Origin of the sequence: Clostridium sp. SHJSY1, assembly GCF_031626875.1 — a bacterium.
In the GTDB taxonomy this organism is placed as follows: Bacteria; Bacillota; Clostridia; order Clostridiales; family Clostridiaceae; genus Clostridium.
The window spans coordinates 246443-264496 of record NZ_JANDMF010000001.1; the positions used below are offsets into that span (position 1 = coordinate 246443).

An 18054-nucleotide genomic window follows, 5' to 3' on the forward strand; every position below is an offset into this window, starting at 1 on the left:
TAAAATATCCTATATGAAGACCACTCTAACATATAGGATATTTCTAAATTCAAATTTTAATAAAATTATTCCTTTCCAGTTACCCTTGGCACTGTCAAAATAGGATATTTAGCTTTATTTACTGATTTGTTCTTAAGATCTGGATTGGTATACTTCTTCTTATCCTTTAATATAAAAATTTCAGGAATAGGAATATTTTTTGTTTGATGAGCTAGAAAAAAACCTGCTTGTGGCGGTTGGGCATAGTGGTTGTTCTGCCAAGCAACTCCTAATCTATATACTGGATCATGCATTAAAGTATATATTCTATAATTTGTTGGAATATTAGTTGTATATACATTTAGAGCATCCTCCTCATCAGTAGGAAGAATATATTCCTCTCTCCAGTCTCCTAATATATCTGCTTGTAGCGAAGGTGTTGCCTTAGTACCATTTAAAGAATGACAACCTGTAGCTGTTAATAATGTATCAACACTGTTGGCTCTCCAATTAAATTTTGTTACTGATGTATTATCTGATAATTCTCTTAATAAATCTCCGTCCCACCATATGCTAAAGTTCATTGATAATTCTGGTCCACTCCAAGGCTGCCATTTACCTTTATCATATACGAAGTAACCAGTTCCACCAGCTCCCCATAGTGTAGGCCCATCATATCTTGGGTCAATATCTGCAACCAACCCACGTCCTGCATCCTTTGTATTTGGAGCACCAAAACTTGATACTCCAGTTCTTGCATCTCTTAATTGTAAGCCTTCAGCCACAACATTTTCATGTACAGAAGCTACCTCAAAAACATTAGGATAATCAGGTATAAACTTACCTAATTGCATAGCATCTCCATGAAAATATCCTGTATACATTCCTTTACCATTATCATCATAAGCAGCGGATCCCCACACAATTTCATCCTTACCATCATAGTCAATATCTGCTACTGAAAGGTTGTGATTTCCTTGATCATAGTAATCTGGATTGTCAAGGCTATCAAAGCTCCAGCGTTTTGTAAACTTACCATCCTTATAGTCAAGAGCTTCAAGTTTATTTAATGTCCAACAACCTCTTGTCATTACTATACTAGCGTGCTTACCATCTAAATATGCTGGAGTAATCAAAGCTTGACTAGCACGATGTACAGATTCAAGATCAGTATTTCCTCCCCATTGTTTTAGCTCTCCTCTAGCTATGTAATCAGTTCTTGCAAGTTCCTTACCTGTTGTTCCTTCAAATACAGATAAGAATTCAGGCCCTTGTGTAATGTATTGCCTTTTAGTATTATATACAAAACTATCTCTATAATCTGTTTTTCCATCATTATCAGTATCTCCAATTGCTACTCCAGTACCATCTACAGTTCCTTCTGATGTTTTTACAACAAACTCTGCTTTTCCATCATTATCTAAATCATATACTGAAAAATTTATATCTGTATTATTAGGAAAATTAGGACCCATATTTATTCTCCACAATAATGTACCATCCATTTTATGTGCTTCAAAAATTGGAAATAACTTTGTAGTTGGATAATCTTCTGGTCCATATTTTATTGGCAATCGTAAAAGTATAAATTCATATTCTCCATCCCCATCTAAATCACCAACAGAAGTTTCATTTAAAGCATAACCATCTATTTTCCCAACTGGAATTCTTAAATATTTATTCTCTAAAACACTAAATTCCTTTGTTTTTTCTGCTATCTTTTCATCAATTATAGTTTCAATCTTATACACATCTTCCTTTGACCCTTTTTCATCTAAGTAATTTGTTGCTCCCTTAATAGGATTTTTGTTTATTTTTTTACCATTCCTATATATATTAAAAGTTGTCTTCTCTGGATCTGTCCCTAAAAGACGCCAACTAATATATACTCCCTTATCTTGTGCAGTCATAGCTATTGGAGCTCTATCAAGATTTTCCATTTGACGCAATATAGGAGTATGATTCTTATAAAGTTTCTCTGACTCCCTTGCAACACTATTAAAATTATTTTTACTAGCAAACAATTCATCTGAAGCTAAAACAATTTTTTGATTAAAAAATATTATCATCATAACTAATGACAGTGTAATACTTAATAATTTTTTGCTCTTTTTTGTAACCATAATTTAACCCTCTCTTTTCACTAACCATTAAAATTTAATATAAAAAAGGCTAAAATTAATCAAAAAAGATTAATTTTAGCCTCTAGTTTCTCTAGTCAACCATAAAATTAATATTCAAATTTATGAACCACAATATTTTACATATAATATTAGTATGTATTTTAATAAATGTCAATTATTTTCTTGTAATTTTATTCATTAAATTTTTATAATCCTCAGAAAACTCAATGCCAATAGAAAAACATCTATCATTAAAAATGATATTCCTACTTTAGTTTTTCTCAACATAAACCTTTCCTCCAGTAAAATCAATTTCCTCTTCATTAATATAAAGTTTTCCCCTTATATAACCATCAACAGCACAAACTTGACTATAACACTCCATAAAATCTAAATAATTGTAGAACCCCATACTTCCTGGATTTATAACATTATCTGGCCAAAGTACCACCCTTCAAAAAAACTTGTCTTTCCATCTTTCCCATGATAAACATCAGGATTTCTACTTGTCTTAATCACATAAACACCTCATTTTCACTTCAATTATATATATTGAAAATTCAAGATCTATTAGTCTTATTTTATGCTATTTTCTCTTACTTTTCCTAAATAACATACCCTTTCAAAATGTCCACAACCTACCAATACTAAGAGCTTTAATATAATAGTATTCTATTATTTCATATCTTCTATTCATATTGACAATATATCTGTCTAACTGTTACCATATTATTATATAAATGTATTATTTTTGAATAATGTGAAATAGAAATTATATTTTTTATTAAACCTTCAAGTCATCTTTTGAAACCGTTTTCTGAATTCTGTCTATGAAGATTGCAAAGTCATAAATATTATTTTTTAATAAATATCTATTAATTTTATGGGGGGATTTTAAATGAGAAAATTTAAAAGAATTTTATCACTAACTCTAAGTTCCACACTTATTATTACTAGCATCTTATATTTTCATGATGTAAGTCTAACTACAAAGGCTAGTTCAGTAAATGCAGTCACTATAAATCCATCTCTTCAATATCAAACAATAAAAGGATGGGGTACTTCACTGGCATGGTGGGGAGACTTAGTAGGAAAATGGTCAACTAGTGCAAAAGATAAACTTATGGATTTAACCTTTGATAAAGATAAAGGTTTAGGCCTTAATATTGTACGATACAACATAGGTGGTGGAGAAAATCCTAATCACAACCACATGCGCCCAGGTGGTGAAATAGAAGGCTATGAACCATCTGAAGGAGTTTGGGATTGGAATGCAGATGCAGGTCAGCGTTGGGTTCTTCAGCAGGCAAAACAAAGAATACCTTCAAGTAATTTTATTGCTGAAGCTTTTTCAAATTCGCCACCTTATTGGATGACAAATAGTGGTTGTGCCTCTGGTGAAAAAAATGGTGGAAACAATCTTAAAGATGATAAGTATGATGCTTTTGCTAATTATTTCACTGAAGTAATCAAACACTTTAAAGAAAGTTGGGGTATAACCTTCAATACTGCTAATCCTTTAAATGAGCCAATAGGTGGATGGTGGAAATCAAATGGAACTCAAGAAGGATGCAACTTTGACAGAATAAAAGAATCTGAGCTTATAAATAAAGTATACAACTCACTTCAGTCTAAAAGCTTAACAGAAACAAAGATTTCTGCCTCAGATGAAAGCAGTATTGATTGGTCAGTTGAAACATTAAATTCTTTTAATGATGAAACTAAATCATGTATAGGTCAAATTAATACACATGAATATAGTGGAAGTAACCGTGCTGAGCTTAGAGATCTTGCAGCAACTCTAAATAAGCCTTTATATATGGATGAGATTTGCACAGGCTCTGGAACACATGGTCATGATAACATGGATAGCGGACTAGCTCTTGCTGATTATATTTTTAAGGACATGAGAGATATGAAAGTACCAGCTTGGGAAATATGGCAAGTTGTTGACGATGAAGATAAAGATGTAGCTGGAAATTCCAACTGGGGACTTATACATGCACATTGGTCTGGTGATAATGTAGAAAAATATTATCTAACTAAACAATATTATGCAATGGCTCACTTCAGTAAATTTATAAAGCCTGGTTACAAGATTATAGATTCTAATAATTCTAATGTAGTAGCAGCCTATGATTCAGAATCAAAAAATCTTGTTTTAGTTTCAAGAAATACTTTATCAAGTGATTCCAATTTTTCTTTTGATTTATCTAAATTTGACTTAAATTCTTCTAGTATAAAAGCTTACAGAACAACATCTACAGATAGTCTTGAAAATGTTTCAAATTTTAACCTATCAAATAACTACCTAAATGATACATTACCTTCAAAATCAATGATAACATATGTTATTTCCAATGTTAATTATTCAGATGCAATTGGAACAACTTCTAATGATAATGTAAAAGGTAATGGAAATAATCAATTTGATTATGGTAATTCAACCACTTGGACTTATTATAGCGGACAAGCTGGTGCATATAGTAATGATATTCATTATACAAATACAAAGGATGATTACTACAAAGTAAATTTCACAGGTAACCAAATAAAGATTTATGGTGCAAAAGCCAATGACTCTGGAATAGCTGCTATATCTATCGATGACAAACCAGAGACATTAGTTGATATGTATTCTGCTAATCGGCAAGATAACTCACTGCTTTACACAAGTCCAGTTCTGACAAGTGGTAATCATACTATAAAAGTTAGAGCAACAGGCACTAAAAATTCAAATTCAAGTAATTGCTTTCTAACTGCTGACAGAGTTGTTTCTTATGAAGGAGCAAAAGGTGATGAAATTTCTATTCCCCCATCCCTTACTTCCTTAAATCCTGGAGATGGAAGACTAACTGTTGTATTTTCACCAGTAGATGGTGCTTCCTCTTATAATATTAAATATGGTGATAGTAGTGGAAATTATACTAATATCATAAATAATGTAACAGATACTATTTATAACATCACAGGTTTAGAAAATAGTAAGAAATATTACGTAACTGTAAGTGCAGTTACTGATAAAGGTGAAACTGCAAGCTCAAATGAATTATCAGAAACTCCAATTCCACCAGATAACCCTAACCTCTTATATTATATTAATGCTGGTGACAACAATCCTCTATCTCTAGAAAATGGGGAGAAACTAGGAACAAGGAACAGCTCAGAAGATCAGTCATATGGACGTGATCCTGTTACAGGTTATCATTGGGGATATATTGCTGATGATAATAAAACCTGGTCACAAGATAATGAAGCTAGTATTGGCAGTAATTATGGATGCCTTAGACAATATGATGGATATGGTAAAGGAAAAGGACTTGAATATAAATTTGAAGTGCCAAATGGTAGATACTTTATAACTATGGGATTCTACGATCCTTGGAATAGTTCAAATAGAAAAGAAGACATAATTATCAATGGAGCTACACGAGATTCCAATTTTATTCCTGGAAATAAGAAAACTTCAAAATCATATGAAGCAAACGTAACAGATGGAATATTAAGTATCAAAGCTGTTGGCTCTGATGACAACTGTGATCATCCTATGATTTCTTGGATTAATGTAGAAAATTATATCCCTGTTTCTGATATTACACTTAATACAAATACATTAAATATTCAAACAGGAAATAGTGAAACCTTATCAGCATCTATATCTCCTGAAAATGCTCAAAATAAAATGATAGTTTGGACCTCAAGTGATGAAAATATTGTAACTGTAAATCAAAATGGACTAGTCACAGGAATTAAATTTGGAACTGCTACAATAACAGCAACCTCTGTTGATGGAAACAAAACTGCACAATGTAATGTAACTGTATTGCCACAACTTAAGAATATAACCTTAAATGCAGACAGAACAATACTAAAGAAAGATTCTACATCAAAACTTAACATTCAAGGCACTATGACTGATGAATCAAAAGCTGATTTGAGTCAAGCATTAATTGAATATTCTAGCGATAATCAAAAAGTCGCTACAATTAATGATAAAGGAATAGTAACTGCCCTTTCAGAAGGCTCTGCAAAAATTAAAGTTTCTGTAACTTTAAATGGAGTGAACAAAGAAAGTTTTATAGAATTAACTGTTGATAATACACCTCCAACATTTAATCTATCTATCAATGGAAATACCCTTGAAGATAATGGTACCTTTGAAGACTATATTCCATTAACATTTAAATCATGGGATGAATTATCAGGTTTGCAATCTGCAAAGATTAAAATTGATAATAAAGATTATGTTATTGATTCAAATGCCAATTCACCCATAAGTATAAATCTTGCAGGAAAACTTGGGAAACATAAGGCTACCATTACTGCTGTAGATGTTGCAGGAAATAAACTTAAAAAGACAGTCTCCTTTAATGTAGTGACAAGCATAGATTCTATAAGTAATTTGCTTGACCATTATATAAAATCAAAAGAAGTAACAGGCCCTATAGTTCTCCAATTAACAGGTGATCTCGCGCAAGCTAAACATCAGTTGGATAAAGGTAGTCCAGATAAAGCTTCAAAATATATGTCATATTTTATCATACATCTGAATATCAATCCCTTTAGCCAAAATATACCAAGGGATATAAAAAATATATTAACCAAAGATGCTGAATATATGATTTTTTTCCCAAGGTAGATATTTATAGAAAGTAAAAATTATATATTCTTTACACAAATTCAAGTAAAATTTTCCAGTTAAAACTTACCTTTGAATTTAATTAAAGCTGGAATCACCTAATCTTAAGGTGTATTTCCAGCTTATCTTTTTTATACTGTAATTAATTGATTTCTTTCTTTGCAAATTCCTCAAAAGCTTTAACAAACTTATATACATGAGTTATATTATGTGCAGTTGATAAGAAGAATGATTCAAATTGTGATGGTGGCAAGTTAATTCCACTATTAAGCATGTGTATAAAATATCTATTAAATCTTTCTATGTTACACTTTTTAACCTTATCATAAGAATCTACTTTTTCCTCACTAAAGAATAAAGTCATCATTCCGCCAACTCTATTTATACATATTGGTAAATTATATTTTTCACTAACCTTATACAATCCATCTTCAAGCTTTCTTCCTACTGATTCAATATGGTTATAATATTCTGGGTGATCATGTAATTCATTTAAAGTGGCAAGTCCTGCTGACATAACTATTGGATTTCCTGACATAGTTCCAGCTTGATATACTCCACCCTTTGGTGAAAGATTTTCCATTATTTCTCTCTTTCCACCATAAGCACCTGAAGGCAGTCCACCTCCCATAATCTTTGCATATGTAACTAAATCTGGTGACACATTAAATAAACTTTGAGCTCCTTTAAAGGAAACTCTAAAACCTGACATAACTTCATCAAATATTAGTAAAGCACCATATCTGTTACATAGAGTTCTTAAAACTTGCATAAATTCATTTTTAGCTTTAATTACTCCCATATTGCCTGCTACAGGTTCTATAATAACGGCTGCAATTTCATTACCATATTTCTTAAAAAGATTAGCAACTTGCTTTTCAGCATTATATATTCCTATTAGAGTATTTTTCACACTATCTTCTGGAACTCCTTGAGAACCTGGTATTCCTTCTGTTAAAACTCCAGAGCCTGCTTCTACTAAAAAGCCATCAAAATGACCATGATAACATCCTGCAAATTTCACTATCTTATCTCTTTTTGTGTATCCTCTAGCTAATTTTATTGCACTCATGGTTGCTTCTGTACCTGAGTTAACCATCCTAACCATCTCTACAACAGGCATATTTTCACATATAAATTTACTCATTTCTAATTCTAAATTTGTAGGCGCTCCAAAAGCTAAAGCCTTTTCTGAAGTATCTTTAATAGCTCCTACCACTTTATCATTACAATGTCCTAATATCAATGGTCCCCAAGCAAGTACAAAATCTATATACTCCTTACCATCCTCATCTACTATTACAGCACCTTTTCCAGACTTTATTATAGGAGGATTTATTCCCAACCCCTTATAGGCCCTTACTGGACTATTAACTCCACCTGGCATAAATCTTTTACTTTCATTAAAAATCTTTTCATTTGACATTTTTTTATCCTCTTTTACTTAAAATATTAGCTGCATAAATTGCATGATATGTTATTATAACCTTTGCCCCTGATCTCTTTATCGAAGTAAGCATTTCCATAACAACTCTCTCTTCATCAATGAAACCAGCCTGAGCTGCTGCCTTAATCATAGAATATTCTCCACTTACGCTATATGCAGCTACTGGAACATCCGTATTATCCCTTACTTCCCTTATTATATCAAGATAAGACAAAGCTGGTTTAACCATAATTATATCAGCACCTTCATTTATGTCCATTTTTACTTCTCTTAAAGCTTCTAACCTATTGGCTGGATCCATTTGATATGTCTTCCTATCACCAAACTTTGGAGCAGAATCAGCAGCTTCTCTAAATGGCCCATAAAATGCTGAACAATATTTAGCTGAATAACTCATTATAGGGACATTAATAAATCCGGCTTCATCTAAAGCATCTCTAATATACCCTATTCTTCCATCCATCATATCTGAAGGTGAAATCATATCTGCACCTGCTTTTGCATGGGATACTGAAATTTTTCCTAAATATTCTAATGTTTTATCATTATCAACATACTCGCCATGTAAAATACCACAATGTCCATGGTCAGTATATTCACACATACATACATCAGTTATTACATAAATAGAACTATCCATTTCCTTTATCTTTCTTACTGCCTTTTGAACTATACCTTCATCATTAAAACTTTCTGAACCACAAGCATCCTTTTTCTCTGGTATTCCAAATAATAAAACACCTAAAACACCTGCATCTTTAACTTCCTTTATAATTTCTTCTAATCTATCTAAAGAATAGTGAAAACATCCTGGCATTGAAGAAATTTCTCTTTTAATATTTTCTCCCTCTACCACGAACATTGGCAGTATAAAATCCTTTACTGAAAGTTCTGTTTCTCTTACTAAGCTTCTAATACTTTCATTTGCTCTAAGTCTTCTTCCTCTATTAATCATTAAAATTTTACACCTTCTTTTATTAATTCTGTTATCTCCTCTAAGAACCCCTCTTCAGAATGCTTTCTGCACATATGGCCTTCTAATCCTTTATCTTTTAATGCATTTAAAGTTTTTGGTCCAATTGCTATGATTCTTTTTTCTTTAATCTTCTCAAGACCTATCATTTCTATCATATTATTGACTGTACTAGGGCTTGTAAACAAAATTATATCAACCTCTTTAAAGCTATTTCTATTTAAAATTCTTCCTGCTACAGTATCATAAATATTTACTCTATCTACATTTAACCCTAAACTTATTAATTCATCACTTAAATAATTTCTACTCTTTGATGAACATGGAATTAAAACTTTCTCACCCTTTTTAATACTAGATTTCAATACTCTTACAAGACCTTCTCCTACAAATTCTCTTGCCATTTTAAATGGTATAATTCCTCTTTTCTCTAAAGCCTTTTTGGTTGCTTTTCCCACTACTGAAACCTTTGCTCTTATTTTTCTTATATCAACATTATGTTTGTATAAATGATCAAAGAATATATTAACTCCATTTACTGATGTAAATAATAGATGATCGTATTCTTCTAATCTTTCTAAATATGGATTTAAATTATGAGATGTACTTTCTATCTTAATAGAGTTTATTTCAGTAACTTCCGCTCCCAGTTCAGTTAACTTTTCCTTTAGATTTGAAGATTGTTCACGGGATCTAGTTGTGCAGATATTCCATCCATGTAAAATCTTCTTTTCATACCAAGCTAAATCTTTATTGAGTGTAACCACTTCCCCAACTACTATTATACATGGAGATTTTAACTCAGCTTCTATAACTTTTTCTTCTATATCTTGAAGAGTTCCAACTACCTTCTTCTGCTTTGATGAAGTCCCTCTCATTATAACTGCTGCTGGTGTTGTTTTATCTTTTCCATGTTCTACTAGTTTCTCTACTATTTCATGAAGATTATTTAATCCCATCATAAATACTAGTGTTCCATTTTCCTTTGCCAAAGCTTCAAAATTAACATTAAGAACACTTGCAGACATACCAGTTACAACATGGAAACTTTGCGCTTTTCCTCTATGTGTTATAGGAATACCTGCATAATTTAAAACAGATATTGGCGAAGGAATCCCTGATATAACTTCAAAATCAATATTCTCATCTTGAAGTGCTAACACCTCTTCTCCACCTCTACCAAAAACATAAGGGTCTCCCCCCTTAATACGACCAACTATATGTCCTTTTTTAGCTAAAGCTACTATCATTTCATTTATTTCTTCTTGCGTTTTATAATGTTCTCCTGGCTCTTTTCCACAATAATATATTTCACAGCCTTCATTTAAATAGTTTAATACATTATTTGATATTAATCTATCATAAAGAACAGCTGTACATTTTTCTAATGCTTTTACTGCCTTTAAGGTTAATAATTCTTCATCTCCAGGGCCAGTTCCTATAATATATACTTTACTCATTATAATTACCTACCATCTTCTAATATTCTTTGAGCTAAATTTTTCCCAAGCTCTATTCTATCCTCTATTTTACCTCTTATATCTTTTTTTACTATCTTATTATTAACTTCATAAGCACCTATCATATATATGTCTGAACCTTCAAGTTTAGTATAAGCCCCTATTAAACTATGACAATCTCCATTTAAAGCTTTCATAAAACTTCTTTCTGCTTCAACTGCTATTCTTGTTTCTATAGAATCCAATCTCTTAAAATACTCTTTAACCTTACTACTCTTTAAACATTCAACACCAAGGGCTCCTTGTCCTATAGCTGGCAAGAAAATGGTTGGGTCAAAATAATCTGTAATAATATGTTCTAAGTTTAATCTTTTTAAACCAGCTGCTGCTAAAATTATACCATCTAACTCTTCTTGATTCATCTTTTCTAATCTTGTTTGAACATTTCCTCTTATTGGGACTATCTCTATATCACTTCTTATTTCCTTAAGAAATCTTCCTCTTCTTATGCTACTGGTTCCTATTTTAGCTCCACTTTTTAAATCTTTAAAGTTTATACCTTCTCTTGAAATAAAAGCATCTCTAACATCTTCTCTCTCTGGCATTGCTATAAGTTCAAATTCTTCTTCTAAATCAAACGGTACATCTTTCATGCTATGAACTGCTCCATGGGCTTTTTCTTCAATTAGAGCTGCTTCTATATTTTTGGTAAATAGTCCCTTACCACCTATTTTATCTAATGTTACGTCAAGTCTTCTATCACCTTCTGTAACCATTAATAACTTTTTAGCATCTATATGTTCTTTATTTTTTAATAATTCTATAACCCTATCTGCCTGCACTTGTGCAAGTTTACTCTTTCTAGTAGCTATAATTAGCTCCATTTTCCATCACCTCGTAATCAATACGTATATTTTCCCTCATATTCTATTTTATATTCTATGTCAAATCTAGTCCAACAAATTATATTTTTTCTCAAGGCTATGAAAAATAGTCTTAGATTTATTACTAAAGTTTAAGTAATGAATCTAAGACTATCTAAAGTAGGATTTTAATATCTTACTCCGCTCCAATATATATTTTCTTTTAATTTAGCCTTATCAGAAAGAGTTACTCCTTGAAGAACCCATTTCTTAAATTCCATAAATCCAGTCCTATCAACAATATAACCTATATGCTCTTTTCCACCTGGTGCATCTTTATCAATATATTGCTCAACATAACTATAAGTATTTTTTATAATCTTAACTATACTATCTTCATCAACCCATACTATAAAATCTTCAGCAAGTCTTGGATTTTTCTTACCTGATCTTCCCATTATAACTAATCTATAATATTTTTCCTTACTTCTAGTCCATGCACCTGTTGGGCAGTTCATTACACATTCTCCACACCCAATACATTTATCGTGATCTCTCTCAACTTTGTAGTTTTCCATATGTAAAGCAGCTGTAGATTTCTTCTTACATGCTTTTACACAAGCTCCACATGCAACACATCTATCTCTATCATATTCTGGTAGAGTCATTCCCAAAATACCAAAATCATGATTTCTAGCCTTAATACAATCATTTGGACAACCAGTCAATGCTATCTTAAAGTGAAGATCATTAGGGAATATTTCCTTTTCTATTCTCTTCGCAAAATTAGTTGTATTATAATTTGCATAAGGGCAAACATTGTTACCTATACAAGCTGCCACGTTTCTTGTTCCTGCAGCTGTATATCCTTTACCTGGAACTTCTTGATTTATGTCTAATCCAGCTATTATTGGTTGAAGTAATTCATTTACTGCATCCATATCACCAAACTTAATTCCTGGTATCTCAAAACCTTGTCTTGTAGTCATATGAACTGTTCCATTACCATACTTATCAGCTATTTCTTGAATTAACCCAAGGTATTCTGCCTTTAAATGTCCACCTGGAACTCTTACTCTTGAAGCTGTTATCCCTCTATGTTTTGTTATTCTAAAAGCATTCTTTTTTAACTTTTTAGTATTAATATCCATACTTCGCTCCTCCTAATCCCTTAATAATTTACCCTTTGAGTAATTAAATACTGGTCCATCTAAGCAAATATATGTATCATCTATTCTACAGTGTCCACACTTACCAACACCACAACACATTTTTCTTTCTTGTGAAATCCAGATTTGTTTTTCTTCTAATCCAAGTTTTAAAAATTCTTGTACAGTAAATTTCATCATCATAGGAGGTCCTACAACTATTACCTCTACATCATTTATATTATCAAACTTAAGTTCACTTACATATTTAGTTACAAGTCCAACATTACCTGTATACCCTTCTTCGGCTCCATCAACTGTAAGTATGAAATTCAAATTCTTCTTCCAAGTTTCTATATCATTTTTAAATAGAATATCATTAGGTGATTTAAATCCTGAAATAACAGTTACTTTTTTAGCATCTTCAATATTGTTTGAAAAATAATCAACTATACCTTTAACCGGTGATAGCCCTGTACCTCCAGCAACTATTACAACTTCTTTTCCTTTATAATTTTCTATATCAAAGCCATTTCCATATGGACCTCTTAAAAATAGCTTATCTCCTTTGTACTTGGTAAATATTTCATCCGTAACCTTACCAACTTTTCTAATTGTAAGGTCAACATAATCTTCACCTATTCCACTTACTGAAATTGGAGCTTCACCAAACTTAGGTATAGACACTTCAAAGAATTGTCCTGGTTTAACATCACCTTTAAATGCCATTCTAAAAGTAAATTCTATTTTTGTATGTTCAATTACATCTAATACTTCTGATACAAATGGTAAATATTCATTATGCATAGTTATTTCACCTCATCCATAGCTTTTTCTAATTTATTAATACAATTTGAGAAAGATATATATTCAGGACAAATATCATCACATCTTCCACATCCAACGCACATATGATATCCCCATCTCTTCTTATAATCATAAACTTTATGAAGGACCTTATATCTCATTCTTTCGCCTTTTGCCCTTCTAAAACTATGTCCACCTGCCATATCTGTATATCCATCAACTTGACATGACGCCCAAACTCTTCTTCTTTCTCCTGCTTTACCGTTATCTTTGTAGAATATATCTTGTGTAGTAAAGCATGTACATGTTGGACACACAAAATTACATCTACCACAAGCTATACATCTTTCTGAGTATTCATCCCACATCTTTGAATCCATAACAGAAAGTTCTAGACTTTTTGGAATATTAACCTTAACTTCATTTTCTTCTACAAAATCAGGCACTACATCCTCAGTAGTTGTTTCTATATTCTTTATAATATCCTCAAACTCTTCATCTTTAATATCTAAAAGTACTTCATTGCCTAAAACTTTAATATATGCATTATATTCATCTGTTTTATTTGTTTCCATATTTACACAAAAACAATTTTCATAGCTTTGTGTACATCCCATTAAAATAAACTTTGCATTTTCTCTTATTTTTTTGTAATATGGGTCAACAAACTTATTTCTTAAGTATATATCATCTATTCTTCTCAATGCATGTATATCACAACTTCTTAAGAATATAAGCACTTTCTTTTCTTTTGCCTTTGGTTCTTCCACCTTATCCTCTGTAAAGAAAAATAATGTTTGTGTTATAGGAAGTAATACTTCTTTATATGAAAATGCAGATTTCGTATTAAATTCTATTTCTTGAATTTTTTCTATCTTTCCATATTTAATTGTATCTGTATCAGAAAATCTTCCCTCACCTCTAAATACTTTTGGGGCATAGATTTCATATTCCTTTGATAAATTATCTAAAACTAGATTCATATTGTTTAAATCAATTTTGTATCCCATAATCCACCTCTTATTTATTCTTATTCCTTGAAATTATGTAATATGGTATGGCTAAGAATACTATTCCACCTACCATATTTCCTAAAGTAACGAATAGAAGATTATATCCATATCCATAAATTGACACTGATGCTGAAAATGGAGAAAGTAATCCTATTGTCATAAGTGTCATGTTAGCAACGCTATGTTCAAATCCTGTAGTTATGAATGCAAATAAGCACCAGAAAATCATAATTAATTTTGAAGATTCTTCTTTGCATTTAAAAGAGCACCAAGTTGCCAAACAAACTAAAAGGTTACATAGTATTCCTCTAACAAATAGTTGGTTTCCTGCTAAATGCATCTTTGTTTCTGTAGCCTTTGCAATAAATTCTCCTACTGGACCACTTGCAAGTCCTGCTGAATAAAATAAATAACCAATTAATATTGATCCACAAAGGTTTCCAATAAAGCTAACTATCCAAACCTTTAAGGTATCAAAAAAAGAAACTGTTTTACCTAGCATTCCAATTGCCATAACAAAATTATTACCTGTAAATAATTCTGCACCTGCAAATATAACTAAACTTAATGCTATACCAAAAGATACTCCCATAATAATTTTTGTTAATGGTGATCCTCCACTGCTTAATAAGCCTCCAATAGTAAATATAAGCATAATACCAATTCCAACGTAAATTCCAGCAAGCATCGAACTTATAAAATAGCCTATTATATTATTGTTTAAAAGACTTATTTTAGCTTTTGCTGATTCTGATACTTTTTTTACTTCATCTCCAAACATCAAATTCACTCCTTCTTTCGTTTACATTGTTATTATAATAACAATGTAAAAAAAACTCTGTGATTATTCTCACAAAGTTTAATATAATTATTGCTTAAAAAACATAGCTAAGTTGTCTAAATTTTTTATTACAAACCTCTTTCTATGTATTTCTACTAATCCTTCTCCTTGTAAAACCTTTAGAGCTCTTGATATGGTTTCTCTTTGGGTTCCAAACATGTCTGCCAAATAAGTTATTGATATATCTAAATTAATTTCAACACCACTTTCCTTCATAACTCCATAATCTTTAGCCAACTTCCAAAGTTTTGCTGCTACTCTTTTTTCAACTTTTATTGGTGTAGAATTTTTAATTTGCCTGTATAATCTTCTAACCTTTTTAGACAAAGAATTTAGTACTTGTCTTGTTAATTCAAAATCTTTCTCCATAATCTTAATAAAACTTTCTTTTGGAAAAGATAGTACTTCTGCATCCTCAAATATTTCACAATTGATTGAGGCTGGTAAATCATCTAAAATAACATCATTTAGCATACATCCTTTTCCCAATAAAAATATAATTTTCTTTTGAGCTTTCTCACTTATTTTGTAAAGTACTGCCTTGCCACTTAACAATATAAATATTGTATTAACTTTATACTTATCATAAAAAAGTTGTTCACCTTTTTTCAATTCCCTTTTGTTACATATTTCACATAATTTTTCTATTGTTTCTTCTTTTAATCCATGAAATATATCTAATTTTCTTAGTTCCTTATTCATTTAAAAACCTATATCCTTATAAAATAATTTTAAAACTATTTCTTCTTTCCCTTTTTCAAAAAAGAAAAAAAAATCTTCAGATGCTATAAAATCAATAATGTCCTTTTTTATTTCAGGCATTTTCTTCACCTTACTTCTAACTTTTGTTATAAATCCAATAAAATCATCATATTCTTTTAAATTTTCCTTTGCTTTTTTACCAAGCATTACTGAAGCTTTAGGATTTCCACCTATTGTGTTAATTCCTATAATAAAATTATTCATATTTTTTTGAACAGGAACAGCTCCCATACCATTCTCAAAAGATTTTGAATTTATGTATATTTTATATAAACTTTCGCAATCACTTTTAATTATGTTTATATCTTCATCCCCATCTATTGCTATAACTATTAAATGTTTATCCAATATAAACTTTTTACTATATTTTTCTCTAATTAACTTTAATTTATACATATCTAACTCTTGAAATTTATCATAAGACTCTAAACATAACACTTCAACATAACATCCTTGTTCTAAAAAATGCTTAGCTTTTATATATCCAGCTCTACCAGCCCCTATTACTCCTACTCTTAATTTACTTGAAAAAAGAGAGACCATAGAAAAATCTACTTCTCTTCTAAGAATATTTTTTTTATTATCCTTAAACATTCTTCTGATCCTCCATTTAAACACTCTTCCTTTAATATATCTATTGCCCTATTTACATATGCATCAGATGTGCTTTTTATAAGTTTACTTGCAAGATTTAAGTTTGCCTGATTTTGACTTTTATTTTTAAAAGTTTCAATTCTTTTTTCACTTATAATATTACCTGATTCTTTTAATTTCCTTATAGTTGGAGATAACTTTCTAAGTCTAAGCCATTCATCATATTCTTCTATATATTTATCTATAATAAACCTAAAAGAATTCATCTTTTCCACTCTTAGGCTTCTATTTTCATCTTCTATTTTACTTATTTCATCTATATTAAAGATTTCTACTCTATTAAGCTTTTCTAATTCTTCATCTACATCTCTTGGAACTGCCATATCATAAATAACTATTTTTTTTCCTTCTTCATGTATATCATTTTTACCAATAACTATATGAGGAGCTGATGTACATGAAATTATACAATCCATTCCATTTATATAATCTGACTTTTGCTTAAATGTAAGTATCTTTACTCCATCTTTTTCAACATCTTCTGCCTTTCTAGGATCTCTAAGTACAAGGTATATATCATTAATCTTATGACTTAATAAATACTTTATAGTTAAACTTCCAATCTCTCCATATCCAATAACCATCACTTTTTTACATTTCCTTTTAATTAGGCTATTTACTACAATTGAAACAGATGATACAGGTATTTCAAAAAGATTAGCTTCCTTTCTAAATCTCTTTCCACAAGTAACTGCTTCTTGAAATAATCTACCAAGTTCCCCTTTTGTCCCATTTAAATTTGTTGAAAAATTATGAGACTCTTTTATTTGTCCAAGTATTTGATCTTCTCCTATAATTTTAGAATGATATCCACAAGAAACTTCAAACAAATGTCTATAAACATCTAATCCTTCTCGATAAAATATGTACTGCAAAAGTTCACTATCCCAATCGATTATTCTAAAAACTTCTTTTAAAACCGCTTCTTTTTCTAATGAATGATTTAAATAAATTTCTGTCCTATTGCATGTATTTACTATAACTATTTCTCTAACTTCCTTTAATAGTTCTTTTAAGACATATTCCTTTTTACTTTCCTTTATAGTGAGTTTTTCTCTTATGTTAATGGAAACATCTCTTTTAATGCCTATTAATGCTATCATATTATCTCTCCCAAATCTTTCTTTTTCGCGTATCCATTCATAAGTTATTTTACCCCTTTAAACATCATATTCCAAGTATTTTATACATATAATTCATATTCATTTGCTTAACTATTATCTATTATGGATAATAATCTATATTTTGCTAATACTATATTTAACTTAGAGTAGTCACGAAAACTAATTTCTATAATTCTGATTTAATATAATTATTAGATTCAATTGAATATTTCAGTTATAGG

Annotated in this window: 14 protein-coding genes; 1 reads left to right on the forward strand and 13 read right to left on the reverse strand. The window is 30.5% G+C overall.

Translation table 11 applies throughout. The features are described from left to right. Positions 1-65 precede the first annotated feature (65 nt). Together NNC19_RS01100 and NNC19_RS01105 are read right to left on the reverse strand one after the other, a co-directional pair. Positions 66-2102, reverse strand: coding sequence for a rhamnogalacturonan lyase (locus NNC19_RS01100; protein ID WP_310936737.1), 2037 nt, complete (start codon positions 2100-2102; stop codon positions 66-68). 271 nt (positions 2103-2373) lie between these two features. Next, the gene (locus NNC19_RS01105) at positions 2374-2553 is read right to left on the reverse strand and encodes a hypothetical protein (RefSeq protein WP_310936738.1); all 180 of its coding nucleotides are present in this window, start codon (positions 2551-2553) and stop codon (positions 2374-2376) included. Positions 2554-3000: 447 nt separating this feature from the next. On the opposite strand from NNC19_RS01105, the gene NNC19_RS01110 reads away from it, so the two are divergent. Continuing rightward, the gene (locus tag NNC19_RS01110) at positions 3001-6741 is read left to right on the forward strand and encodes a glycoside hydrolase (protein WP_310936739.1); all 3741 of its coding nucleotides are present in this window, start codon (positions 3001-3003) and stop codon (positions 6739-6741) included. A 142-nt stretch (positions 6742-6883) separates the two neighbouring features. Here NNC19_RS01110 and hemL read toward each other — a convergent pair whose 3' ends face one another. The 11 genes from hemL to hemA form a co-directional block, all read right to left on the reverse strand. After that, entirely contained in the window at positions 6884-8167 is a 1284-nt protein-coding gene (gene hemL, locus NNC19_RS01115; protein WP_310936740.1) for a glutamate-1-semialdehyde 2,1-aminomutase, read from the reverse strand. Between the two features lie 4 nt (positions 8168-8171). After that, the gene (gene hemB, locus NNC19_RS01120; protein ID WP_310936741.1) at positions 8172-9143 is read right to left on the reverse strand and encodes a porphobilinogen synthase; all 972 of its coding nucleotides are present in this window, start codon (positions 9141-9143) and stop codon (positions 8172-8174) included. Next, positions 9143-10621, reverse strand: coding sequence for a uroporphyrinogen-III C-methyltransferase (gene cobA, locus NNC19_RS01125; RefSeq protein ID WP_310936742.1), 1479 nt, complete (start codon positions 10619-10621; stop codon positions 9143-9145). Before cobA ends, hemB begins: the two co-directional genes overlap by 1 nt. Positions 10622-10626: 5 nt before the next feature. Next, entirely contained in the window at positions 10627-11505 is an 879-nt protein-coding gene (gene hemC / locus NNC19_RS01130; RefSeq protein ID WP_310936743.1) for a hydroxymethylbilane synthase, read from the reverse strand. Between the two features lie 167 nt (positions 11506-11672). Beyond that, positions 11673-12635: a sulfite reductase subunit C gene (gene asrC, locus NNC19_RS01135; protein WP_310936744.1), complete on the reverse strand. Its 963-nt coding sequence runs from the start codon at positions 12633-12635 to the stop codon at positions 11673-11675. A 12-nt stretch (positions 12636-12647) separates the two neighbouring features. Next, positions 12648-13439, reverse strand: a complete 792-nt coding sequence (gene asrB, locus NNC19_RS01140) for an anaerobic sulfite reductase subunit AsrB (RefSeq protein ID WP_310936745.1) — start codon at positions 13437-13439, stop codon at positions 12648-12650. Between the two features lie 2 nt (positions 13440-13441). Further along, positions 13442-14449 carry an anaerobic sulfite reductase subunit AsrA gene (gene asrA, locus NNC19_RS01145; protein WP_310936746.1) on the reverse strand — a complete coding sequence of 336 codons (1008 nt, stop codon included), beginning with the start codon at positions 14447-14449 and terminating at the stop codon, positions 13442-13444. A gap of 10 nt (positions 14450-14459) precedes the next feature. Beyond that, entirely contained in the window at positions 14460-15233 is a 774-nt protein-coding gene (locus NNC19_RS01150; protein WP_310936747.1) for a formate/nitrite transporter family protein, read from the reverse strand. An 87-nt stretch (positions 15234-15320) separates the two neighbouring features. Continuing rightward, positions 15321-15995, reverse strand: a complete 675-nt coding sequence (locus NNC19_RS01155; RefSeq protein WP_310936748.1) for a Crp/Fnr family transcriptional regulator — start codon at positions 15993-15995, stop codon at positions 15321-15323. After that, complete coding sequence (locus NNC19_RS01160) at positions 15996-16649, reverse strand: NAD(P)-dependent oxidoreductase (protein WP_310936749.1); 654 nt, start codon at positions 16647-16649, stop codon at positions 15996-15998. It lies immediately after the preceding gene. After that, the gene (gene hemA / locus NNC19_RS01165) at positions 16607-17812 is read right to left on the reverse strand and encodes a glutamyl-tRNA reductase (protein WP_310936750.1); all 1206 of its coding nucleotides are present in this window, start codon (positions 17810-17812) and stop codon (positions 16607-16609) included. The genes NNC19_RS01160 and hemA overlap by 43 nt, the downstream gene beginning before the upstream one ends. Between the last annotated feature and the right edge of the window lie 242 nt (positions 17813-18054).